A 22,973-nucleotide genomic window follows, 5' to 3' on the forward strand; every position below is an offset into this window, starting at 1 on the left:
TTAAAAATAATCTATTGCAGTTCATTCCCCTACTTATGCTGTTACCTTGTATCACAGAGGATCTTTTGACACTCCTCGCTGTTTGCAGGATGCCCATGTGGCGAATTTCGCAGCCGTGGTTCCTTTATAAGTTTGATTGTCGATGATTAAGCCCTCTTCCTTCATTGGAAAAGGGCTTTATTTTTTTATCTTGCACCAATTGCTTCACCTAACCAACCCACTGGTACCATGTTTTTAACTCACGGGAGAGTACTATGGAAAAAGGCGGTGTTTATGCCATGGCGCTGGAGCAGCTTGCCTCAGCGGCACGGCTGCTCAAACTCGATGCCAATACCCATCGCGTGCTCAGTCATCCGGAACGTTCCCTGACCGTTTCGCTGCCTGTAGTCATGGATGACGGACGCATCGAGGTTTTCGAGGGGCATCGTGTACAGCATTCGAGTGCCCGCGGTCCCTGCAAGGGGGGCATCCGGTTTCATCAGAATGTCACCCTCGACGAGGTCACGGCGCTATCGATGTGGATGACCTGGAAGTGCGCTACGGTCAATATCCCCTACGGCGGCGGCAAGGGCGGTGTTACGGTCGATCCGACCAAGCTGAGCAAGGATGAACTCCGTCACCTGACGCGGCGGTACACCGTGGCGATCATGCCGATCATTGGCCCGCATAGTGACATCCCGGCGCCCGATGTGAACACCAGCTCCGAGACCATGGGCTGGATCATGGACACCGTCAGCATGTTTCGCGGCAGCACCGTTCTCGATATCGTCACCGGCAAATCGATTGAACTCGGCGGCTCCCTCGGGCGACGCGAGGCGACCGGACGTGGTGTGATGTTCAACACCCTCGAATTGCTCAAACGTCTCGGCAAGGACGCGGCAAAGACCTCGGTCGTCGTCCAGGGCTTCGGCAACGTCGGCAGCGTCAGCGCCGATCTGCTGCAAAAAGCCGGCTGCAAAATTATCGCGGTCAGCGATGTCAGCGGCGCCTATTACAATCCCGCAGGTCTGCCGATCAGTGACATGATCGCGTACTGCGCCACCTCGAAGAACAAGCTGCTCGAAGGCTTCGACGCACCCGGCATCAGCAAAATCTCGAATGCTGAACTACTCGAACTCCAAACCGATGTTCTGGTGCCGGCAGCCCTCGAGAAACAGATCACAGCAGAAAACGCTGACAAGATCAAAGCTTACGCCATCGTTGAAGGCGCCAATGGCCCGACCACACCGGAAGCGGAGCGTATTCTCGTCGACAAGGGCAAGTATGTGGTGCCCGATATTCTCGCCAACAGTGGCGGCGTGGTAGTCTCCTATTTCGAATGGGTGCAGGGAATCCAGTCCTTCTTCTGGACCGAGGACGAGGTCAACAGGAACCTGGAACGCGTCATCGAGAATGCCTTTGCCGCAGTCTGGGATCTGGCCCAGAAAGAGAAGCAGGATCTGCGCAATGCGGCCATGATGATCGCTGTGGACCGGGTGGCCAAGGCCGTCCAGTCACGCGGCATCTGGCCATGATCCGATCTTTCCGGTTGTCGAGCCCCCGCAAGGGGGCTTTTTTTTCTTGATCTTTTATAATAAATATAATATGTTTAAGTGGGTAATACAGTCCACGGCAGGTGCGGGGTATGTCCGCCCTGCGCTGCCATTCTAACGATCAGGGTAATATGGAGGCCGATATGAGCAAAGCAGCAGGTCCGCTGCGGATCCTCGCGATCCTTTTGTTCACCAGCCTCACCGCAAGCGCCCATCCCGATTCCGCACATAGCTTCGAAGCGCGAGTCTATCCGGATTCCTCGAAACCGCCGATTCAGGTCAAGAATCTGCAACTGGAATTTGTTTTTGCCGGTTACGGTGTTTATCTGCCATCCGATTATCCCACGCTGACCGCTTTTCCGCTGGAATCAGGCGAACGGATTGCGATGGAGAACATCGCCGAAGTCGTCTGCAAGGCGGTCAGGGTGCAGTGGAAGAAATATCAGGAGCCGGAAAAGCGGCACACCGACTCCCGGGTGGATGCACAAGGCTACCTGCATTGGAGCGACGTCGAGGTGGAGGTGACGCTCAAGGACTGGAACGGCCAGACCGTCCAGTCGCGCCTTTTCCGCCCTGAGATCTCCGACGTCTATCTCACCGGGACAACCGACCGCGGTGATTTCCGTTTGCAGCTCGACCAGGAGAACGGCAAGTCGGTTCGGATCGAATTTGAGCCCCTATTCATCATGCAATGCACCGGCGACTTCAACCATCTCTTTCCGAACATGAACTGGAAATACTGCCCCCTCTGCGGCGCCTCGCTTAAGAAGGTGAGCAAACGGAAATGAGGCCAACCGTCCGACCTGCCCAGGCGCCATGCCCGAGGAGTCACTGATGGGGATCGCCCGCCCGGCGGCACCGGTGCGGTTGATTTGCGCCCTTTGCTACCGTGAAGAGAGTGACCGGGACAGCGCCTGCGATCAACTCGAAAGGGCCTGGGGCCCGATCTCGGCTCGGACGGAACCGTTCCCCTTCATCCACACCACCTATTATGAGGCTGAGATGGGGGAGGGGCTGCGCAAATTCTATTGCGCCTTCAAACAACTGATCGAACCGATGGAGATTGTGGCGATCAAACTCGCCACCAATCAGATCGAAGCCGGATTGGCCACCGCGGGTCGGCGCCGCGTCAACATCGATCCCGGTTATATCGAAGCCGCCAAGCTTGTGCTCGCCACGACCAAAAATTTCAGCCATCGCATTTACCTTGGCCAGGGCATTTATGGCGATGTCCAGCTTTTCTGGCAGGGGGGACGCTTCAAGAGCAATCCTTGGACCTATGCGGATTATCTGGATCCCGCAATCCTCGAGTTTTTCACCTCCATCCGTCAGGATTTCATGAAAGAAGGGAAGAACCAGTGACCAGCACCTATCAAGCGGCCGGGGTTAGTCTGGAGGCGGCGGAAGCAACGACCAAAAAGATCGCCGCCCTGGCCAAATCAACCTTTAACAGCCAGGTGCTCAAGGAGATCGGCCTTTTTGCCGGTTTTTTTGCCCTCGATCTCCAACACTACTCCGATCCGGTGATCGTCTCGAGCATCGACGGAGTAGGAACCAAACTCAAGATTGCGTTCGCTTCCGGACGCCATGACTCGATCGGCCAGGATCTGGTCAACCACTGTGTCAATGATATTATGACCTGCGGAGCCGATCCCCTCTTTTTTCTCGACTATCTCGGCCTCGGCCGGCTCGATCCCGATACCGCTACCGCCCTGGTCGGCGGCATGGCACAGGCTTGCCGGGAAAATGGCTGCGCCCTGATCGGCGGCGAGACCGCCGAAATGCCGGGATTCTATGCCAATGGAGAATATGACCTGGCCGGGACGATCATCGGCGCGGTCAACCGCTCCGAAATCATTGACGGCAGCCGAATCAGCCCGGGCGATCTCCTGCTCGGACTGCCTTCGACCGGGTTGCATACCAACGGCTATGCGCTGGCGCGCAAAGTACTGTTTGAAGTGCAGCAGGTTCGCCTCGATGACCAGGCACCCTCCCTTGGGATGAGTTGGAGTGACGTTCTGCTACAGGTTCATCGCAGCTATCAAAAGCCGATCCTTGCCGTACGTCGCCATCCCGCCCTGCACGGGATCAGCCACGTCACCGGAGGAGGCATCGCGGGCAACACCCACCGGCTGCTGCGGCCAGGCCTGCAGCTCGAGATCGACTGGCACTGCTGGACCGTCCCGCCGCTCTTCCAGATGATCCAGGAATACGGCCGCATCGCGGACGACGAGATGCGACGGGTTTTCAATTTGGGCATCGGTCTGGTGCTGGTGGTACAGCCCGAGGGCGCAAGCGAGATCATCCAACTTCTGACCGAAGCCGGCGAAGCGGCGTTTGCCTTCGGAAGAGTCGTACCGGAGGAGTCTTGATGAAAACCATAAGCGTCCTCGGAGCAGGAGGGTGGGGGATCACCCTGGCCAACTATTGTGCCCGACTGGGACACTCGGTGCGGCTGTGGGAGTTCGATCCAGCCGAAGCTGCTCGCCTCGAAAGTGAGCGCATCCGGGCCTCAGTCCTCCCAGGCGTTATCATCGACTGCAACATCCTTATCACGGCGGATTTGCAGCAGGCTGTTGAGGATGCTGAAATCATCTTGCAGGTCGTTCCCTCTCAGTACGCCCGCGGGGTCCTGCGTCAGCTGGCGCGCATTCAACTGACCTCCAGACCCCTTTTAGTTAATTGTGCCAAAGGCATCGAGAATGGCTCCGAAATGCGCATCTCGGAGATTGTCTGTCAGGAAATCCCCGAATTTCCCGACGAGTGCTATGCCGTGCTCTCTGGGCCCAGTCATGCCGAGGAAGTCAGCCGGGGGGTCCCCTCGGCCGTGGTTATCGCCTCCAGCTGCGAAGAGAATGCCCTGCTCTTGCAGCGGGAGCTGAGCAGCCGCACCTTGCGCTGCTATCGGAGCCATGATGTCATCGGGGTAGAGCTGGGCGGCGCTCTGAAAAATGTCATCGCCATCGCCGCAGGAATTTGCGACGGTAGTGGATTTGGCGACAACACTAAAGCGGCCCTACAACCACGCGGTCTGGCCGAAATCGCCCGGCTGGGGCGAAAACTGGGTGCAGATCTGATGACCTTTGCCGGTCTTTCAGGCATGGGCGATCTGATCGTTACCTGCATGAGCCGGCACAGCCGCAACCGTTATGTCGGCGAGGAGATTGGCCGCGGCAGGACGCTTCAGGACATTTTGGGAGAGATGGTCATGGTAGCCGAAGGTGTTCTTACCTGCAAGTCCGCCGTGGCCCTGGCGAGACGCTACCATGTTGAGATGCCGATTTGCGAACAGGTCCATCAGGTCCTCTTTGAACAAAAAGAGCCCCTACAGGCTTTGGAAGACCTGATGGTTCGCGATGCCAAGCCTGAGGTCTGGCTTTAATCGAGGTTGCTGTATATCGCCCGGCTGCATGATATCCTGGCCGGACCGGCTAAGATCTTGATCTCATCCGGATTGACTGTTCCGGATGGTAAGGAGGGAGGTACAGCCAGTGTTCAAGAGCATTCTTCTAGCTGTCGACGGCTCCGCCTATACTGAATCCATTCTGGCCCACGGTATCGAACTTGCGCAGCGTTTCGCCAGCCGTCTTTTAATCCTCACGGTCGCCGATGTGCGCATTTTTGAATGGGCTTCCGCTGTCGGGTCGGATGGGTTTATCTCCATCGCCCCTTCAGGCAGCTACCAGGAGGCCTCTCGTACCCTGCTCGCGGAGAAATGCGACAAGATTCTCGCAAAATGCCGTGAACGCCTGGCCTGCACGGATCTGGATTTCAGCATGGAGAAGAGCTTTGGCGCGCCCGCTGACCTGATTCTTGAACAGACCCAAATCGCCGACCTGCTCGTGATGGGCAAACAGGGCGAATTTGCGCGCTGGAATGTCAAGGGACTGGGCGCAACCGTCGATGCGGTCAGCCGCATGACCCACAAGCCGCTGCTGGTGGCAGGGTTGGCGTACCGGCCGATCAGGAGAATTCTGGTCGGCTACGACGGTTCTGAACATGCCAACCGGGCCCTGCAATACGCCGCCCATATCGCGGAGGCCGGACAGGCGACCATCGGTCTCCTCTGCATCAATGACGATGCCGAACTGGCCGCCCATAATTGCGAGCGGGCTAAGGCCTACCTGCAGAGTTATCGCGTCACGGTGGAGAGTGTCACTTTACCAGGCCATCCGGAAGAAGTCCTCGTCCGGTATTGCGGCCTGAAAGACTATGATTTGATCGCAATCGGGGCTTATGGCCATTCACGTATACGGGAGGCGCTGCTTGGCAGTACGACCACGCATCTCCTTCGCCAGTCCACGTTTCCGGTTCTACTGGCGAAATAACACTGCGTTTTTCAAACCCTATTCTTCGGAAAGGATACAATCCACATGGCTGCTACGGTATATATCGCGGAAATTGCCCGGTATCTGGGGCAAGAAGTCACCCTCCAGGGATGGCTCTATAACAAGACCCACAAGGGCAAATTGCAATTCCTGATGGTGCGGGATGGCACCGGGCTCATCCAGGCTGTGATGTTCCGCGATAGCGTGGGAGAGGCGCTGTTTGAAACGTGTTTGGCCCTGCCCCAGGAGAGCTCGATCCGGGTGACTGGGACGGTCACCGAGGACAAGCGGGCGAAAGGCGGCCACGAATTACAGGTCTCGAACCTGGAGGTGGTGCAGAGGGCCGAAGAATACCCGATCAGCCCGAAAGAACACGGCATCGATTTTCTCATGGAACATCGTCATCTCTGGCTGCGCTCATCGCTGCAACATGCTATCCTTAAAGTCAGACATGAAATAATCCGTGCATCTCGTGATTATCTTGACAACCTCGGTTTCACTCTGGTTGATGCGCCGATCTTCACACCGGCGGCTTGCGAGGGGACGAGCACCCTCTTTGAAACTAATTATTTCGACAGCAAGGCCTACCTAACCCAGAGCGGGCAGCTTTATATGGAAGCAGCGGCGATGGCCTTCGGAAAGGCCTATTGCTTTGGACCCACCTTCCGGGCGGAAAAGTCTAAAACCCGCCGTCATCTCACCGAGTTCTGGATGCTCGAGCCGGAGGTTGCCTATTGCGACCTCGAGGGGGATATGCAGTTGGCGGAAGGCCTGCTCTGCGCCATCGTTGAACGGGTTCTGGAGAACCGCCAGGAGGAACTGAAGCGGCTCGAACGCGATCTCAGCAAGCTGGAAGCGATCAAAAAGCCGTTTCCGCGCCTGGATTACGATGCAGCGGCGCAACTCCTCAAAGAAGCCAACGCCCCCTTCATCTATGGGGATGATCTCGGCGCGCCCGATGAGACTCTGATCTCCCAGCAATTCGACCGGCCAGTCATGATCACCCACTATCCGGCCGAGGTCAAGGCCTTTTATATGAAACGGGATCCACAGCGCCCCGATCGCGCTCTCTGCGTGGATGTACTGGCCCCGGAGGGTTATGGCGAGGTCATCGGGGGTGGCCAACGTGAAGATGATTATGGAACCCTGCTCGGCCGGATCAAGGCGCATCAGCTTCCGATCGAGGCCTTCAATTGGTACCTCGATTTGCGACGCTTTGGCTCGGTGCCGCACGCCGGATTCGGCCTCGGCCTGGAACGGACGGTCACCTGGCTATGCGGTTTGCAGCACATCCGCGAGACCAGCCCGTTCCCCCGAACCATTTCGCGTATTTATCCCTGAAAGGACGGTTCATGAATCTGGCAAACAAGATTCGCAGTATCCCAGATTTCCCAAAGCCAGGAATCATCTTCAAGGATGTCACCACCCTGGTGGGGGACGGTCCGGCGCTGCGCGAAGCGGCTGCCCAAATGCTAAGCCGTTTCGCGGGGGAAAAGATCGGAAAGGTCTTGGGCATCGAGGCGCGCGGCTTTATCTTTGCAGGTATTCTGGCATATGAACTGGGGGTGGGCATGGTGCCGGTGCGCAAGCCGGGCAAACTGCCCTGGAGAACGATCAGCGCCTCTTATGCTCTGGAGTACGGCAGCGACTCCCTGGAGATGCACATCGATGCCTTGTTTCCGGGAGAGCGGGTGCTGGTGGTGGACGATCTGCTCGCCACCGGCGGCACCGCCGGCGCGGCCATCGCGCTGACCCGGCAGCTGGGTGCCGAAGTGGTCGGATGTTGCTTCCTGATCGAACTTGATTTTCTCAAAGGCCGGGAGCAGCTGAAACCGGTGCGGGTCGAGTCCCTCATTCACGTCGAATCCGAATAACGGAGTGTTCATGTTCAAGATCCTCGCCATCAATCCCGGATCCACCTCGACCAAAATCGCCCTCTATGAGGATGAAGAAGGGCGCTTTACCGAGACCCTGAGCCATTCGGCAGCCGAATTGAGCCCCTTTGCCACCATATTCAGCCAGTACGCCTGGCGCCAGCAGGCCATTCAGGGGGTCTTGGAGAAGAGGGGGATCGCCCTTGAGGAACTGGATGCCTTCGTCGGCCGGGGCGGGTTGCTGCGCCCGGTCACCAGCGGCACCTATCTGGTGGGCCCGTCGATGTTAGAGCAATTGGAGAGAGCCGAATTTGGCGAGCATGCCTCCAATTTAGGGGCTATTCTCGCTTTCAATCTGGCCTCCCTGCAAGGCCGCCCCGCCTATATCGTTGATCCGGTGGTGGTCGATGAATTATTGCCCGAATCCCGTCTCACCGGACACCCCCGACTGCCCAAACAATCCATTTTTCATGCGCTCAACCATAAAGCCGTGGCTCGCAAGGCCGCGGCTCAGTTGGGGAAACCATATGACCAGCTCAATCTGGTGATCGCCCATCTCGGAGGAGGTATCTCGGTGGCTGCGCATGCCCGCGGCCGGGTGGTCGATGTCAATAATGCCCTCAATGGCGACGGCCCCTTCTCTCCGGAACGTAGCGGAACGTTGCCGGCGCGTGCGCTGGCGGATCTCTGTTTTTCCGGAGAATTCACTGAAAAAGAAATCGCCAGGATGATCACCGGACAGGGCGGCGTTGTCGCCTATCTCGGCGTCAATGATATGCGCCAGGTGGTCGCGCGCATCGATGGGGGGGATGAGACGGCCCTGCTGGTCTACACCGCGATGGCCGGGCAGATCGCCAAGGAAATTGGCAGCATGGCAACGGTTCTTCGCGGCGCCGTCGATGCAGTCATCTTGACCGGTGGCATTGCTCATGACCGCCGTTTCGTGGCGCTGATCGGCGAACGCGTTGGCTTTATTGCTCCGCTGCTGCTCTTCCCGGGAGAGGAGGAGATGGAGGCTCTGGCTTTGGGCGCCCTGCGTGTTCTTCGCGGCGAGGAAACCGCTAAATCGTATGAAGTGTAACTAGTGCCAACGTTGGCTCGTTTCGGCGGCTGGAGGGGTACTCTCTTCCAGCCGCTTTTTTATGCTAACTTCAATTTTTACTTGACAATTACGCCAAAAACCGCTATATTCCATTATGGTTCCAAAGTAGAACCTTTTGGGAACAGGCCATGCAAACCATCACCGTAAAAAAAATCCCCCCCGATCTTTACAAAAAACTCAAGCAAAGCGCTAAGGATAATCGTCGCAGCATCAACAGTGAGATTATCGTCTGTATCGAACGGGCGATTTGCAGCCAGAGGATTGACTCGGGCACCTTTCTAAGGCGCGTCGAACAGCTGCAAAAGGGCCTCGATTTGCCGGTTCTCGGCGAGTCCGGCTTAGATAAGGTTATGGACGAGGGGCGCTCATGATCGTTGTTGATGCCCAAATGGTCGCCGCCCTGCTGCTCAAGAGCGATCATACGCATGTAGTACGACTGGTTTTTCAAAAAGATGACGAGTGGATCGCCCCTCTGCTGTGGCGCAGTGAATTCCGCCAGCTGCTGGCGCACTACCTGCGCAAGAATGTGCTCTCCCTGCGCCAGGCCAGCCTGATCATGCAGGAGGCGGAGAACCTGATGCAGGGCGGTCAGTTCGACATCCCCTCGCTGGAGATCCTCACGGTGGCAGGGAAATACGACTGCTCGGCCTATGCCGCGGAGTATGCCGCGCTGGCCCTCGAACAGGGCGTTCCTCTGGTGACCACGGACAAGGTATATCTCCACAAGTTTCCGTCGATTGCAATAAAACCTGAAAGTTATATCAAGATGACGCTCGTCGACGAATCGCTGCAATCGGAGCTTTCATGAACGCCTCTTTTGATGGACTTTTAAAAAGGGTTACGGGAAAAGTCAAGCGGACTATTGCGGTGGCCATGGCGGAGGATGAGGACGTCCTCCAGGGGGTTGCCCTGGCGTTTGAGCGCGGTATTGCCGATGCCGTATTGGTCGGTGACAAGCAGGCTATTCTCGCTGTGGCCCGGGAGCACGCGATCGACCTCTCCCATTTTGATATTGTACAGGCTAATGGAGAACAGGAATCGGTGGCGATTGCGGTTCAGTTGGTCCGCCAGCAGATGGCAAACGCCCTGATGAAGGGGAAATGCACCACAGCGACATTGCTCAAGGGGGTACTGGACAAGCAGGCTGGGCTGCGTTCCGGTAAGCTCCTCAGCCATCTGGCGGCTTTTGAAGTCCCTGCCTACCACAAGCTCCTCTTGATGTCCGATGCTGCGATGAATATTGCACCCGATCTCGCCGCTAAAACCGCGATCACCGAAAATGCGCTGGCAGCGGCGCGCTTGCTTGAGATCGAAAAGCCCAAAGTAGCTATCATCGCGGCTGTTGAGAAAGTCAACTTTGAATCGATGCCATGCACGGTTGATGCAGCGGCGCTCTCCCAGATGGCGGCGCGCGGCCAGTTCGGTGCAGCGATCGTCGATGGCCCGCTGGCGGTCGACAATGCTGTCAGCTCCAGGGCCTGCGAAGTCAAGGGCATCCGCAGTCCGGTAGGAGGAGAGGCGGATATCCTCATTATGCCTGACATCGAAGCCGCCAATGTCTTTTACAAAACCCTGACCTACCTTGGAGGTTCGCGGACCGCTGGCATCATTGTCGGAGCGCAGTCCCCGATCATTTTAACCAGTCGGGCTGACAGTGAGGAGTCCAAATTCTTGTCCATTGTGCTGGCCATGGCCACCAGTGTCCGGCTTTGATCTCGAGGCGATATTTCGCCTTTTTTCGGAGAAATTCAGTAAATAATTAATTATTGACGGCCTCATTTCGGATTAAAAGGACGGGATGAATCATGAAAAAAGGGTCCCTCTTTCCACATCGTCCAGCCTTGTACATCGCCCTCATTCTGCTGCTTCCGTTGACCTCGGCGGCGCAAACTACACCCGGACAATTTAAGGATGGTGATCCCCTCTTTCTTACCACCATCAAGGGACCGGGTACCATGCTGAGCGATATCGGCACGCTTGAACCCATTTACGGGGTTTCCGGCAAGGACTCCACGATCGATTACCGCCTCTCTGGCCTGGAATGGAGCTACCCTTACCGGAATGCAATCACCTCTGCCGAGGATATCGACAGTCGCACTCTGAATGGGCAAACCCTCTATCTGATTACCGACGGATTGGGGCGTCGGGTGTTCGAATTCAATGCCAACACGTCGGTCGAAACCTGGTCCTTTCCACCACCGCAGAGCGCCACGGACCCGACCGATGAAAAATATCTCAACAAACCGGTTGACGCCTTCATTTATCGGGACATCGCGACTAGCTATTTCAAGGTGGTGATCACCGATCAGGATCGCAACCGGGTCATCACGGTTGACAAAGAGACCAGCAAAATCGACTGGAAATACGGCGATCCCCTGTATCGCGAGGGCAACGGCTTCAACCAGCTCCGCAGCCCGGAGGATGCCGAGAAGATTCCGGGAACCAGCGAATACATCATTGCAGACAAGGGCAACAACCGCGTCATCATCGTCGATTCCAATACCAACAACATTCTCTGGGAACTGGGTTCCGATGTCCTCAAATCACCGGTGGACATTCAGTATAACAACACCAACAACTCCATTCTGATCACCGATCAAGGCAATCACCGGGTCATCTTGGTGGACCGCACCTCGAAATCGATCCTGTGGCAGTTCGGACGTACCGGAGTTGCGGACAGCGGCGCTGTCGGGCTCAAGCTGCCCACGGACGCGGATTTGGTTGAGGAAACGAACCACGTAATCATCGCCGATGCCGGCAATGAGCGCATTATCGAGGTGGACCAGACGGGCCGCATCGTCTGGCAGTTCCACCGCCGCCTCAAGGGGCTGCGCGATGTTGATCGCATCGAGAACGGCCGTACACTGACCGTTTACGAAAACTATCCGGCGCGGTTGGCCTATACCGAGGCTTATGTAGTATCGGGCGCCTACGATCTCGGCGAGTATCATTCTTCGGTCTTCGACTCGCTCTTCTGGAAGGCCGATACCGTCGCAGGCACAACTTCGGCCTGGTTTCAGTTACGCACGGCGGAATCAGCCTTTGCCCTCGATGGCGCCACCTGGTTCGGCCCCAACGGCAAGGATAGCTGGTATACCCGATCCGGCAGCGCATTGAATCCGGTGCATACCGGGCACCGCTGGTATCAGTTTCGTGCGCTGCTAAAGACCAAGGATCCGCTGCAAACAGCTATTATTCGGGGAGTATCCGTCGTCCATCATTACTATGATGTTTATCGGACCGAATCCTACTTTTTCTCGCCCATCATCTCCGAATCTGCGGGTAAACTGGTCTCGCAATGGAACAAGCTCTCGTTCAAGACCATCCTGGCCAAAGAGGTCGAAAAACGGGCGGCGGTTGACATCGAAGTGCGTATCCTCAACGCCAAGAACTCGCAGATCCTTGAGCGCTTTACTGCCAGCAAGCTGAGCGAATCCAATGAAATCACCCTCTCCTCGCTCCCAGCGCTCAAGGGGATTCAGTCCATCTATCTGGTCGCCAGCCTCTCCACAGGCAACTCCTCGATGACACCGATCATGGACAACTGGGAGATCACCTGGGATGCCATCCCTACAGCCAACTCCAGCATCACCTTCACCGACCGCAATGCTAATCCCAAAGCCTATTACCGTACCACGACGACCCTCCCTTCGACAGAAAGCTTCGTCGACAGCGTGTACATTCTGTTGCGCGATCCCGATCTGGAACCCTTCCGCAGCACTTACAGGGTCACAGTTCGGGCCCTCGGGACAAAGGATTCAGTCAAGGTCGATCTGAAACTGCTCACCCTAGGCGGCTTTTTCTCCTCGAAGGCCATCCCTATCCTGATCAACACGAAGGCGGTACCTGACAATAATATCATGGAGGCCCAGGATCGGGATCATCTGGTGGTAAGCTATCAGGACTCGATGACGGCGCTGGATGCTTCGCAGGATACCATTCTCGTCGTCAAGAATACCACCGGGCTGATGACCATCGAAAATACCCGCAAACTGGAAATCGCCAAGGCCAATTTCGGAGATACCTTATTCGTGCGCATCAAGAACGAATCAGATCACAACCTCGATCCGGACCGCCAGGAAACCCTCCATGTTGCGCTCTTCGATAATGTCACAATGGACCGTGAGGAGCTCACTCTCTACGAGGTGGCGAGTGGCGGACGCTTTAACTCAAGTGAATTCATCACCCAGACCGGTGTACCCATCCGGCACAGCAACAACGGCATTCGCGGCAATGGCGAAATAGAGACCATGCCCGGACACAGCGTGGCGGCTGAGTATGTCGACAACCTCACCCTGACCCGCTATGTGCTGATTCCGACGCAGAGCGATACCAGCGCCCGTGACAGCATATACATTTTCTACGGCCGCAAGCCTGCAGGAGCCGAGATCGGCCCCAACCCCTATCATGCCGACCGAAACGGCAAATTCCGCTTGCGCGTCGGATTCAGCACCGATTCGCTTGCGGTCTCTTCTATCGAAATCTTTAATCTCGCAGGTGAACGGGTGCGCACCCTGCTCCCCGGCGTCGATTTCAGCTTCCGTACCGAAAACAACGTCAGTGTGACCAACTCGGATCTGTGGTGGGATTTGAGAAACGATGGCGGGCAGGAGGTCAGCAGCGGGACCTATTGGGCCAAGGTAAATGCCGAGACCCGGGGCCTCACGAGCCCCTCTAGAAGGATCAATTATTTATGTAAATTTGTCATCATCCGGTAAGCGAAGAGAAACCAATTCGCAATTGGTCTATTTCAACGACTTGGCATTGGAGATAAAATGAGATACTATTCTTCCTCATCGCTCAAATGGGTTCCCAGGATCGGCCGGACCGGGCTTTTTTTCGGCCTGCTTGCGGTGGTGGCCACTGCTCCAGCCGTTGCTCAGGACAACAAGGGCATAGGCTTCCATGGTGCCCCCTTTTTGCGCGTCAGCTCCATCGCCCGTGCGGTCGGGATGGGTGAGGCCTATTCCGTTTTTGGCGGTGGCGAAATCACCGGGCTACGCTACAATCCAGCTGCGCCCGGCTTGATGAGCAAGCCCCAGCTCGCCTTCAACCTGCATAACTGGATCGATGACACTCGGCAGGGGGGAACCGCGGCGGCCCTGCCCACCAAATTGGGCGTTTTTTCGGCCGATTTGGGCTATTTCGATGAAGGCAAGATCATCGAACTGGATGAGAATTTTCAACAAACCGGAGGCAGCGCATCGAGCAACGATGTGATCCTGACGCTTGGTTATGCCAAGGGTTTGAAAATCAAGGCAAGCCAGCTCTCCCTGGGGGCCGCTTTCAAGATGCTGCACCAGGATCTCATTGGCGAGCGGAGCACCGCTTATGGCGCCGACATCGGTCTGCACTTTATCTACCGCTTTTTCGGCCTGGCGGCGGCTGCCCAGAATATCGGTTTTACCAAAATCGAACTGTCCAGTCAAAGCCTCACCTTGCCGCAGACCTATCGCGGCGGCGTGGCATTACGTTTCCCGCTCTCGAGCGATTTCCAGCTGAATCTGGCCGGCGATGCATCCTATACCCTGGATGAAAAACCGCGCTATTTTGCCGGGGGCGAGTTCGTCATCAGCGACCTGATCGCCCTGCGCGGCGGCTATAAGATCCATGACATCGAGGCTTCGCGCTGGTCGGCCGGTCTCGGCTTGAACATGCCCGCCGAATGGCTAGGCCGTTCCCGCATCCGCTTTGATTACGCTTACGCACCCCTTGATGAGTTCGAGGATGCGGCGCACCGCTTCTCGGTGCTGATCCGTTTTGGGGAAACCGAACCAGGGATGAACGCGATGATGGCCGTTGACCGCAGCGGCGCCGATGATCTCCTGAAGGAACAGCTGGAGGCCGCCGAGAGATCGCGCAAGGCGGCAGCGGAAGCGGAAAAACGGGCCCGCGCCATGGAGGAAGAGATCGCAGAGCGGCTGGCGCGCATCAAGAAAATTGCCGCCGAGAGCGAAGGCAAAATCGAAGTTGAGCCCAAGACCCGCGAAAAGATTCTGGTCAGCATGCGCATCAATTTCGATTTTGACCAGGCCCGGATTCGACCTGAAGAATTCGCGACTATGCACAAGGTTGCGGATATCCTCAATACCTATCCTGAGGCGAAGGTCCAGCTCTCCGGTCACACCGATTATATCGGCACCGAGGAATACAATATCCGGCTTTCTCAGCGGCGTATCGACAGTGTCATGGTCTTCCTGATCGATAAGGAGAAGGTGGGCCGTTCACGGTTCTTCATGCCTGTCGGCTATGGCGAATCGAAGCCGATTGCCTCGAACGAAACGCCCGCCGGGCGCTTCCGCAACCGTCGCGTCGAGTTCCTGCTCTACACCATGGATACCGTGCCGGAGATCCCTGAAGGCACCGCTATCAAGTCGGTCGAGGTCATCGATGAGCAGACCGTGCGCATCATCTGCAACGGCAAGGTAACATTTAAGACCGACCAGTTGGACAATCCGCCACGGCTGGCTATCGACTTTCCCAAGGTCTTCTTGCTGAATGATATCACCAGCTATGAGTTGAATCGCGGCCCCTTCATCAGGGCCAGGCTTGGATATCATGCCGAAGGTTTCTCCCGCGTCGTATTCGATCTAAACCGGGCCATCGACCTCAAGGTGACGGGGCAGGATAATTTCATTATTATCTCGTCAAAATGAAACCTGAAGAGGGGGGAGGGCGTTAAAACCATCAATCCTCTCCCCTCAAATGCAATGGAACACACCGGTCAACCCTGAGGAGCGCCATGACATTAAAACGACAGTTCACCTTCGCCGCGATGATACTCTCCCTGGCCACGATTTGGAACGGCACGAGCTACGCACAGCAAGGCACGGCCGCTGTACTGAATCTCTATTACTCCAACGATCTCATTGGCTACCTTACCCCCTGCGGCTGAAAGTCGGCGCGCTACGGCGGACTGGCCCGGCGGGCCAGTTTTCTCGAAACCGATATCCCGAGCGGTGATTTCTCGCTTCTGGTCGATGCCGGGGGATTTGCCCGCGGCTTTGATCCCTTCAGTCAGCTGCAAAACCGTTTCCTGGTCAGAGGATTGAGCATGCTCCAGTATTCTGCGCTCAATCTCGGCTACCGAGAGTGGGGCAACAAGCCAGCTACACTCAGGGAACTGGCCCAGGAGTTCCATCTTGCTTTTCTCTGCGGCAATGTCGCTTACAAAGACTCCAGTAAAACCGTCTTCGCACCCTATCTGATCCGCGAACTGGAAGCGAGACCGGGCGCCCACAAGCCCGCCTTCAAAAAAATCACGGTGGCTATCGTGGGGCTCACCGACAATCAGCTTGCACAGCTCTTTGTCAACCGACCGGGCGAGCCGGAACTGGTTTACCGTGATCCGGTAGAAGCGGCCAGAGAAATCATGCCGTGGGTTCGCCAAAAAGCCGATCTGGTGATCCTGCTCTACTATGGAAAGCATGAAAAGATGAAAAGTGTGCTGCAAGGTGTACCCGGCTTTGATATTGTCGTCATGGGGGGAGAGAATTACCTGGTGGCCAGCCAAAACGGCCAAAACGAGCCCCTGCCGATCGTCAGCACACCTTCGATGGGCAAATATGTGGGGATACTGACCTTGCAGTTGGACAAGAAACGCAAGATCATCGGCTCTAGCAGCCGCCAAGTTCCCTTGAAGGAGGATATGACTGAGGATAGCCGGTTCAAGGATCTGGTGAGCGAATACGAAAAGGCTTCGCAAAAATAGAGTAGCATCCGTATGGATAAAAAAAAGCGTCCGGCTCCAGAAGCCGGACGCTTTTTTAATGCCCTTTGGGGATAATTATTTGATGCGGGTGAAGGTGATACGGCGGTTCAGCTGGCGACCTTCGGGGGTATCGTTGCTGGCTACCGGACGATCCGGCCCCATGCCCTTGGTCACCATCCGCGAGGCCGCAATGCCTTTACCGACCAGATACTTGGCAACCGACTCTGCGCGCGCCTTGGAAAGGCGGACGTTCGCGTCATGCTTGCCCACATTGTCGGTGTGGCCCTGGATCTCGACCTCGATCTCGGGATTTTCGATCAGGGTTTTGGCAACCTTGTCCAACGTCACCTTGGATTCGGGTTTGATCTGCGCACTGCCACTAGCGAAGACGATGCCCTCAAGGATGATCTCGGTTCCGACCGCGCCCTTGATCTTTTCCTCTTTTTCCAAATCATCATTGGCATCCAGCGGATTAGTGCCGCGATTAACCTCAACACCGTCGGCAATAGTGCCACCGTCGGTATCCATCCTGGCCGGATTGGTTTTGTACTGGGTCACTTCCTGATAATCTCCCAGTCCGTCGCCATCGGTATCCGGCTTAACGGGCGAGGAGCCGTATTTTTTCACCTCGTCTCCGTCGCTCAGACCATCCTTGTCCGTGTCGCTGAGGAGGGGATTGGATTTATACTTGTTGATTTCGTCCCCGTCCGAGAGGCCGTCGCCGTCGCTGTCCGCTTTCATCGGATCGGTCTTGTTGGTGTTGATCTCGGCACTGTCGCTGAGGCCATCACCATCACTGTCCGCTTTCAACGGATCGGTCAGGTATTTCTGCACTTCCTGAGCATCGGTCAAGCCATCGCCATCGGTATCCGCCTCGACCGGAGAAGTGCGATACTTGCGAAGCTCGTCCCCATCGCTGAGGCCATCGCCATCGGTGTCGGCCACCAGGGGATTGGTCTTGAATTTGAGATACTCTTCGGCATCGGTCAGTCCGTCACCATCGGTATCCGCCAGCTTCTTGTTGGTGCCAATCTCTTTTTCAAGCTTGTTGCTCAGGCCATCCTTATCGGCATCGCCGTCTTCCGAGCCGCCATAGGTGAAACCCATCAGGATGCTGTAATATCCATCCTTGCTGTCTTCACCCTGGACCAGGTACTCGATATCATCCTTCATGGTGAGATTGTAGCCGCCGCTGATTTCAAAGGCGGTCTTCTCGCCGACCTTGAACTGGAGGCCAAGGCCAACCGGAATCACCTGCGTGATCTTCTCGCCGGGATCATCCAGGGCGGCGATTACGGGGATTTCATTATGCTTGTAGAAAAAGGCCCCGATGCCGCCGTAGAGGTAGGGATTCCAGGATGAAAACTTGATGGGACTGACCAGCATGCGGATATCGGCGGGAACAAAATGTGTTTTATAGGTTTTGTTGACCAAATTTCCGGATCCAATACCCAACTCGGCCTGAAGGAGGCCGCTGCCAATACCATACCGGATGAACGCGCGGCTCTGAATGCCTACCGCATCCTTGTTCAGCTTGGAAAGCGAGCCATCGGCATCGGTCTTGCCAGCCGTAGCCCCAATGCCAAGGCCCCCCTTCAACCCCTGGGCCTGATATTGAGCCTGAAGCGGCGCAACAATCAAGCAAACCACTCCTAAAGCCAACGCAACGAGCACCCCGTACTTTTTCATTCTGTTTTCCTCCTTAAGAGTTGATGGATTGATTTACTCTTTTAAACCACCAAAATTCTTTGTAAATTCCCAATATGCTCATAAATAGCTCACTTCATGGGGCTTGTTCCATGATTATTCGATGCCCGCTCACCAAGGGAGGATGTTGATGAATTGCATTAAAAGACAGCTTTTCATCTTGCTGTGGTTCGCGGGAATGCCCGCCCTCACCGCCGGTGAACTCACGACCCTGCCTCGCTTTGCGCTTCCGGTCACATCTCAAGATTTGCACCGGCTCGCCCAACCCGGAACCCCCTTTAACCGCATCGGGCGTAAATGTGCCCTGCTCGGCTTCGAGAGCGGCACCTTCGAGGCCTGGGCTTTTCCTCTTAAACTCTTGAGTAATTTTGAGTTCTCGTTTCAACTTCAAGAATCCACCCGTCCGATGCCCGGGCGCGAGATCGTCCGTTATATCGATGCTGCGCCGGCCTATACGACTCTGACTTTCACTTTTCAATCCTTTGTGGTCAAAGCCCATTATATCACCCTCATCGACCAGCCGGCGGCGATGATCCTGCTCGAGGTGGAGAGCACCACTCCGCTCACCATTGTCTGTTCATTCAAACCTGTGCTGCAGCCGATGTGGCCGGCTGGACTCGGAGGCCAGTATGCCTACTGGGATGATAAACTCAAGGCCTATCTGATCTCGGAACCCACACGGCATAATCATGCCCTGATCGGTTCGCCAGCCGCCGACGGCATCTCGTACACCCCGGCGCACATGCTCAGCGATACACCCAGCGAGTTCAGAATCGTGATCGCCGACCCCAAACAGACCGCAGGTCGCTATCTGCCGATCTATATCGCTGGTGGCAAGGGGGAACGGGATTCAGTCAAGACCCTCTTTCAGAACCTGCAGCGATCGCCACAAGTCTATGCGGAGAAGACCTTTGCCCATTTTCAGATGCTGCTGGAGAACACTCTGCAGATCGAGACCCCTGTAGACGACTTGAACCGCGCCTGCACATGGGCCAACATCGTCCTGGACGGCCTTCTGGTTGAAAATCCCGACCTCGGACGCGGCCTGGTGGCGGGTTGGGGCGCCTCCGGCTCCAGTGGCCGGCCGGGCTTCGGCTGGTTTTTCGGAGGGGACGCCTTTATTAACAGTCTCGGGATGACCGGCCTGGGATGGCATGAAACTGTCCGTGACGCTCTGCAATTCCTTCAGAAATGGCAGCGCCCGGATGGCAAGATGGCACATGAACTCTCCCAAGCCGCGGGATACCTAAACTGGTTCAAGGATTATCCCTATGCCTATATCCACGGCGACACCAGCCCGCTGTATATCGTCGCTTGCCATAATTATGTACGCACCAGCGGCGATCTCGCCTTTCTGCAATCAGCGTGGTTCTCGCTCTGCAAGGCATATCGCTGGTCGCTTGGCACCGACCAGAACGCGGACGGGCTCATGGATAACCGGAAGGCCGGCCTCGGCAGTGTCGAGTACGGCGCGCTGACCGACCTCGCGACGGATATCTATACCGGCGCCCTTTCCGTGCGCATGTCACAGGATATGAAAGAAATGGCCGCCTGGCTGAACGATCGCCGCATCAGTCAGGAAGCTGCTGCCCATCTGCAGCGCGCCAGGGCCTCTTTCGACACCCGATTCTGGAAGGAGAGCGCAGGGTGCTATAGCAATGCCTTCAACGAAAGTGGCGAACAGCTGCCCGATCCTTCCCCCTGGATCAGCACCGTGGCGCTCTTTTCGGCCGGGCAGCCCGATCATGTTCAGGCCTCGATCGAACGGCTGGGCTGGAGCGATCTTTCTACCAGTTGGGGCGTGCGCAGCATTTCTTCTCTCAGCCGCTATTATGAGCCTCTCAACTACAATTATGGTGGCGTCTGGCCTTTTCTCACCGGTTTCGTGTCCACCGCGCAGTACCTGTGCCAGCTGAACCAACAAGCCTATGGACACCTGCTCGCCAACAGCCGTCATACTTTCGTCAATGCCCTCGGCGGGATCAACGAGCTCTTCTCCGGTGATGCCTATCTCTGGCCGCAGGAAGCGGTCTCACAACAGGGCTTCTCTTCCCTGGGCGTCGTTCTGCCTCTGGTGCAGGGGCTTCTCGGACTGGACGGCGATGCCCTGCGGCGCGAAATCCATCTTACGCCGCGCTTCCCCGCCGGATGGAGGGAGGTGAACTGGAGCGGGTACCGTCTGGGCACAAGTCGGTGGTCGATGCACTATCAGCGCACCCCCGGATGCATCCGGGCAAGCCTTGCTGCGGACCATGGGGAGGGATTTGCTGTGACTTTCGCTCCGGCCCTGGGACCTAGTGCGGATATCGATTCCGCACGGGTGAACGGGAACAGAATCCCCTTCTCTCTGATCTCCTTTCCCCAGGCGGTGCAGGTGGAGGTGAAATGGTTACTGACAGGCGGCAGAGCGGAGGTGGAGCTCTTTTTCCATCCCGGCCTTGAGCTGACCTTGCCGGTCCCGGAGGTGAGGCTCGGGGAGTGTGATTCCGGGGTCAAGCTGATCGGCATGGAGAGGCAGGGAAGGGTGATTCATGTGAAAGTGCAAGGCCGGCCGGGACGTGTTTACCGGTTCGACCTCGCTGGCAGCGGCCCCATTGGCGCTGTGTCCGGAGCTGAAAGGTCCGGCGATTCTCTGGAGATAACAATGCCGGAATCCGGATCTGGAGCCTATCTTGACGCGGCATTCACCGTCGAACTCGCCCCCACCGACCTGTAGAGAAAGTACTTGTTTTTTAACTGCTCTTGCTTAAATTAAATTACAGAGGGAGACGCGGCGGCAGTGGGGGAGAGATACGACACTGGAGGGAGTCGCATCATGCTGGCGCAGATTCTCAGTGCGGCCATCCTGGGTATCGATGCCTATATCGTCAAGGTGGAAGCGCACCTGGAGGGTGGACCGCCCTATTTTGCAACGGTAGGATTGCCCGATGGCGCGGTACGCGAATCGCGCGAACGCGTCCAATCCGCCGTCAAGAATTCCGGTTTTGAATTTCCCATCAAACGCATTATCATCAATCTGGCCCCCGCAGATGTCAAGAAAGAGGGCGCTGCTTTTGACCTTCCGATCGCCCTCGGGATTCTCGCCGCAGCCGGAATTCTCCGGCGTGAACCACTCAAAGACTATTTAATCCTGGGCGAGCTCAGCCTGGACGGCAGTCTCCGTCCGATCCATGGCGCCTTGCCGATCGCCGTCTCGGTCGTGCAACATCAACTGCGCGGGATTGTGCTGCCGCGCGAAAACGCCCGTGAGGCCGCCATGGCCCGCGACCTCGAAATCATCCCGGTGCACACTCTGAAGGAGACCGTGCAGTTTTTCAACCGGCAGCTCGCGGTGGAGCCCTTTCGCATGGATATCGACAGCGTTTTTGCCGGCCGCCAGGACTATGGGCCCGATTTCCAGGACGTCAAGGGGCAAGGTCATGTCAAGCGCGCCCTGGAGGTCGCCGCTGCCGGCGGCCACAATATAATCATGATCGGGCCGCCCGGCTCAGGCAAGACGATGCTGGCGAAACGCCTCCCCTCCATTTTGCCGGATCTCAGCCTGGAGGAGGCGCTCGAGACAACCAAGATTCATTCTGTCGCTGGATTGCTACCACCGGATGAGGCGCTGATCACCACACGGCCTTTTCGAGCGCCGCATCATACCATCAGTGATGCCGGCCTGATCGGCGGCGGCAGTGTGCCCAAACCCGGTGAGGTCAGTCTCGCTCACCACGGTGTGCTCTTTCTTGATGAGCTGCCCGAATTCCGGAAAAATGTCCTGGAGGTGATGCGCCAACCCCTCGAGGATGGCAAGGTGTCGATCTCGCGCGCCCTGGTCAGTCTCAGCTATCCCGCTGAATTTATGCTGGCGGCCGCGATGAATCCCTGCCCTTGTGGATTCTATTCCGACCCCAACCATGTCTGTGGTTGTAGCGGGCAGCAGATCAAAAACTATCTCGGGCGCATTTCAGGGCCATTGCTGGACCGGATCGATATTCACATCGAGGTACCAGCCGTAAAATACCGCGAATTGACAGGGTCTAATACCGGGGAACGGTCGTTGGAGATCCGCAAGCGGGTGGAGCGGGCGCGGGAAATCCAGATCCGACGTTTCCGGCAGCATCCGCGGCTCTTTTGTAATGCGCGCATGGATTCTCGGGAGTTGCACCAGTTCTGTCCGATCGACGCGGCCGGCGAGAACCTGCTTAAAACTGCAATCCACAAGCTGGGACTCTCTGCACGCGCCTATGACCGGATCCTCAAGGTTTCGCGCACCATCGCCGACCTGGCAGCGAGCGAAACGATCCGGCCAGAACACCTGAGCGAGGCTATCCAGTACCGCAGCCTGGATCGCTTGCACGCCTGGGGAGGGGGGTGAAGATAAAAAAAGCCCTGTATGCAATACTGGGCTGTAATGAACCGCGTTCATTACGGTGGGAACCGCCTAGACGTTTTTTACTTCCACGCATACCCTCCCGAAGGAGGGGGAGGCCTGTAATACACGCCTAAGAGCTAAGCTCCCATTTTGAAGGTGTTGGTTCAAAAAAAACCGGGTATCACCATACAGGGCTATGTTGGTAACGCTCTACTTGAATATTGCACAATTCAGCGCAAAAGTCAAGCGAAATATGCATGGTTTCTGCCACCCGCCCAACCCTGCACGGCCCAGCACAACAGGAATTCGGTTGCTTTTCTCCCTCTCAATGGCTACATTGCATTGAAATTCCCAAGTGGAGC

General features: G+C 56.6%; 19 protein-coding genes. 18 read left to right on the forward strand and 1 reads right to left on the reverse strand.

What is annotated here, in order from left to right; genetic code table 11:
* Positions 1 to 254 precede the first annotated feature (254 nt).
* The 16 genes from PLH32_08855 to PLH32_08930 all read left to right on the forward strand — a co-directional run bounded on the left by PLH32_08855 (position 255) and on the right by PLH32_08930 (position 16,547).
* On the forward strand, positions 255 to 1,514 hold the full coding sequence (locus tag PLH32_08855) for a Glu/Leu/Phe/Val dehydrogenase (GenBank protein ID HQJ64709.1): 1,260 nt from the start codon (positions 255 to 257) through the stop codon (positions 1,512 to 1,514).
* 161 nt (positions 1,515 to 1,675) lie between these two features.
* Positions 1,676 to 2,320, forward strand: coding sequence for a hypothetical protein (locus tag PLH32_08860; protein HQJ64710.1), 645 nt, complete (start codon positions 1,676 to 1,678; stop codon positions 2,318 to 2,320).
* A 46-nt stretch (positions 2,321 to 2,366) separates the two neighbouring features.
* The gene (locus tag PLH32_08865) at positions 2,367 to 2,894 is read left to right on the forward strand and encodes a DUF4416 family protein (GenBank protein ID HQJ64711.1); all 528 of its coding nucleotides are present in this window, start codon (positions 2,367 to 2,369) and stop codon (positions 2,892 to 2,894) included.
* Positions 2,891 to 3,904 (forward strand): phosphoribosylformylglycinamidine cyclo-ligase, encoded by a 1,014-nt coding sequence (gene purM / locus PLH32_08870; protein ID HQJ64712.1) that lies wholly within the window; start codon positions 2,891 to 2,893, stop codon positions 3,902 to 3,904. Before PLH32_08865 ends, purM begins: the two co-directional genes overlap by 4 nt.
* Complete coding sequence (locus tag PLH32_08875; protein HQJ64713.1) at positions 3,904 to 4,914, forward strand: NAD(P)H-dependent glycerol-3-phosphate dehydrogenase; 1,011 nt, start codon at positions 3,904 to 3,906, stop codon at positions 4,912 to 4,914. The genes purM and PLH32_08875 overlap by 1 nt, the downstream gene beginning before the upstream one ends.
* A gap of 109 nt (positions 4,915 to 5,023) precedes the next feature.
* Complete coding sequence (locus tag PLH32_08880) at positions 5,024 to 5,860, forward strand: universal stress protein (protein ID HQJ64714.1); 837 nt, start codon at positions 5,024 to 5,026, stop codon at positions 5,858 to 5,860.
* Positions 5,861 to 5,905: 45 nt separating this feature from the next.
* Entirely contained in the window at positions 5,906 to 7,201 is a 1,296-nt protein-coding gene (gene asnS / locus PLH32_08885) for an asparagine--tRNA ligase (protein ID HQJ64715.1), read from the forward strand.
* 11 nt (positions 7,202 to 7,212) lie between these two features.
* Complete coding sequence (locus tag PLH32_08890; protein ID HQJ64716.1) at positions 7,213 to 7,734, forward strand: adenine phosphoribosyltransferase; 522 nt, start codon at positions 7,213 to 7,215, stop codon at positions 7,732 to 7,734.
* A 10-nt stretch (positions 7,735 to 7,744) separates the two neighbouring features.
* The gene (gene buk / locus PLH32_08895; protein ID HQJ64717.1) at positions 7,745 to 8,815 is read left to right on the forward strand and encodes a butyrate kinase; all 1,071 of its coding nucleotides are present in this window, start codon (positions 7,745 to 7,747) and stop codon (positions 8,813 to 8,815) included.
* Positions 8,816 to 8,964: 149 nt separating this feature from the next.
* On the forward strand, positions 8,965 to 9,207 hold the full coding sequence (locus PLH32_08900; protein ID HQJ64718.1) for an Arc family DNA-binding protein: 243 nt from the start codon (positions 8,965 to 8,967) through the stop codon (positions 9,205 to 9,207).
* Complete coding sequence (locus tag PLH32_08905) at positions 9,204 to 9,644, forward strand: VapC toxin family PIN domain ribonuclease (GenBank protein HQJ64719.1); 441 nt, start codon at positions 9,204 to 9,206, stop codon at positions 9,642 to 9,644. The genes PLH32_08900 and PLH32_08905 overlap by 4 nt, the downstream gene beginning before the upstream one ends.
* Complete coding sequence (locus PLH32_08910) at positions 9,641 to 10,549, forward strand: bifunctional enoyl-CoA hydratase/phosphate acetyltransferase (protein HQJ64720.1); 909 nt, start codon at positions 9,641 to 9,643, stop codon at positions 10,547 to 10,549. Before PLH32_08905 ends, PLH32_08910 begins: the two co-directional genes overlap by 4 nt.
* A gap of 92 nt (positions 10,550 to 10,641) precedes the next feature.
* Positions 10,642 to 13,554 (forward strand): hypothetical protein, encoded by a 2,913-nt coding sequence (locus tag PLH32_08915; GenBank protein HQJ64721.1) that lies wholly within the window; start codon positions 10,642 to 10,644, stop codon positions 13,552 to 13,554.
* A 57-nt stretch (positions 13,555 to 13,611) separates the two neighbouring features.
* Positions 13,612 to 15,492 (forward strand): PorV/PorQ family protein, encoded by a 1,881-nt coding sequence (locus tag PLH32_08920; GenBank protein ID HQJ64722.1) that lies wholly within the window; start codon positions 13,612 to 13,614, stop codon positions 15,490 to 15,492.
* An 86-nt stretch (positions 15,493 to 15,578) separates the two neighbouring features.
* The gene (locus PLH32_08925; GenBank protein HQJ64723.1) at positions 15,579 to 15,731 is read left to right on the forward strand and encodes a hypothetical protein; all 153 of its coding nucleotides are present in this window, start codon (positions 15,579 to 15,581) and stop codon (positions 15,729 to 15,731) included.
* Between the two features lie 159 nt (positions 15,732 to 15,890).
* Positions 15,891 to 16,547 carry a hypothetical protein gene (locus PLH32_08930; protein ID HQJ64724.1) on the forward strand — a complete coding sequence of 219 codons (657 nt, stop codon included), beginning with the start codon at positions 15,891 to 15,893 and terminating at the stop codon, positions 16,545 to 16,547.
* 75 nt (positions 16,548 to 16,622) lie between these two features.
* Here the strand turns inward: PLH32_08930 and PLH32_08935 are convergent, their stop codons facing one another.
* Positions 16,623 to 18,236 carry an OmpA family protein gene (locus PLH32_08935; GenBank protein ID HQJ64725.1) on the reverse strand — a complete coding sequence of 538 codons (1,614 nt, stop codon included), beginning with the start codon at positions 18,234 to 18,236 and terminating at the stop codon, positions 16,623 to 16,625.
* A gap of 148 nt (positions 18,237 to 18,384) precedes the next feature.
* Here PLH32_08935 and PLH32_08940 point away from each other — a divergent pair, with 148 nt between their 5' ends.
* Positions 18,385 to 20,970 (forward strand): GH116 family glycosyl hydrolase, encoded by a 2,586-nt coding sequence (locus PLH32_08940; GenBank protein ID HQJ64726.1) that lies wholly within the window; start codon positions 18,385 to 18,387, stop codon positions 20,968 to 20,970.
* A 99-nt stretch (positions 20,971 to 21,069) separates the two neighbouring features.
* The gene (locus PLH32_08945) at positions 21,070 to 22,614 is read left to right on the forward strand and encodes a YifB family Mg chelatase-like AAA ATPase (protein ID HQJ64727.1); all 1,545 of its coding nucleotides are present in this window, start codon (positions 21,070 to 21,072) and stop codon (positions 22,612 to 22,614) included.
* Positions 22,615 to 22,973: the final 359 nt, after the last annotated feature.

The sequence above is a fragment of the bacterium genome (assembly GCA_035419245.1).
Taxonomy (GTDB): domain Bacteria; phylum Zhuqueibacterota; class Zhuqueibacteria; order Residuimicrobiales; family Residuimicrobiaceae; genus JAKPUX01.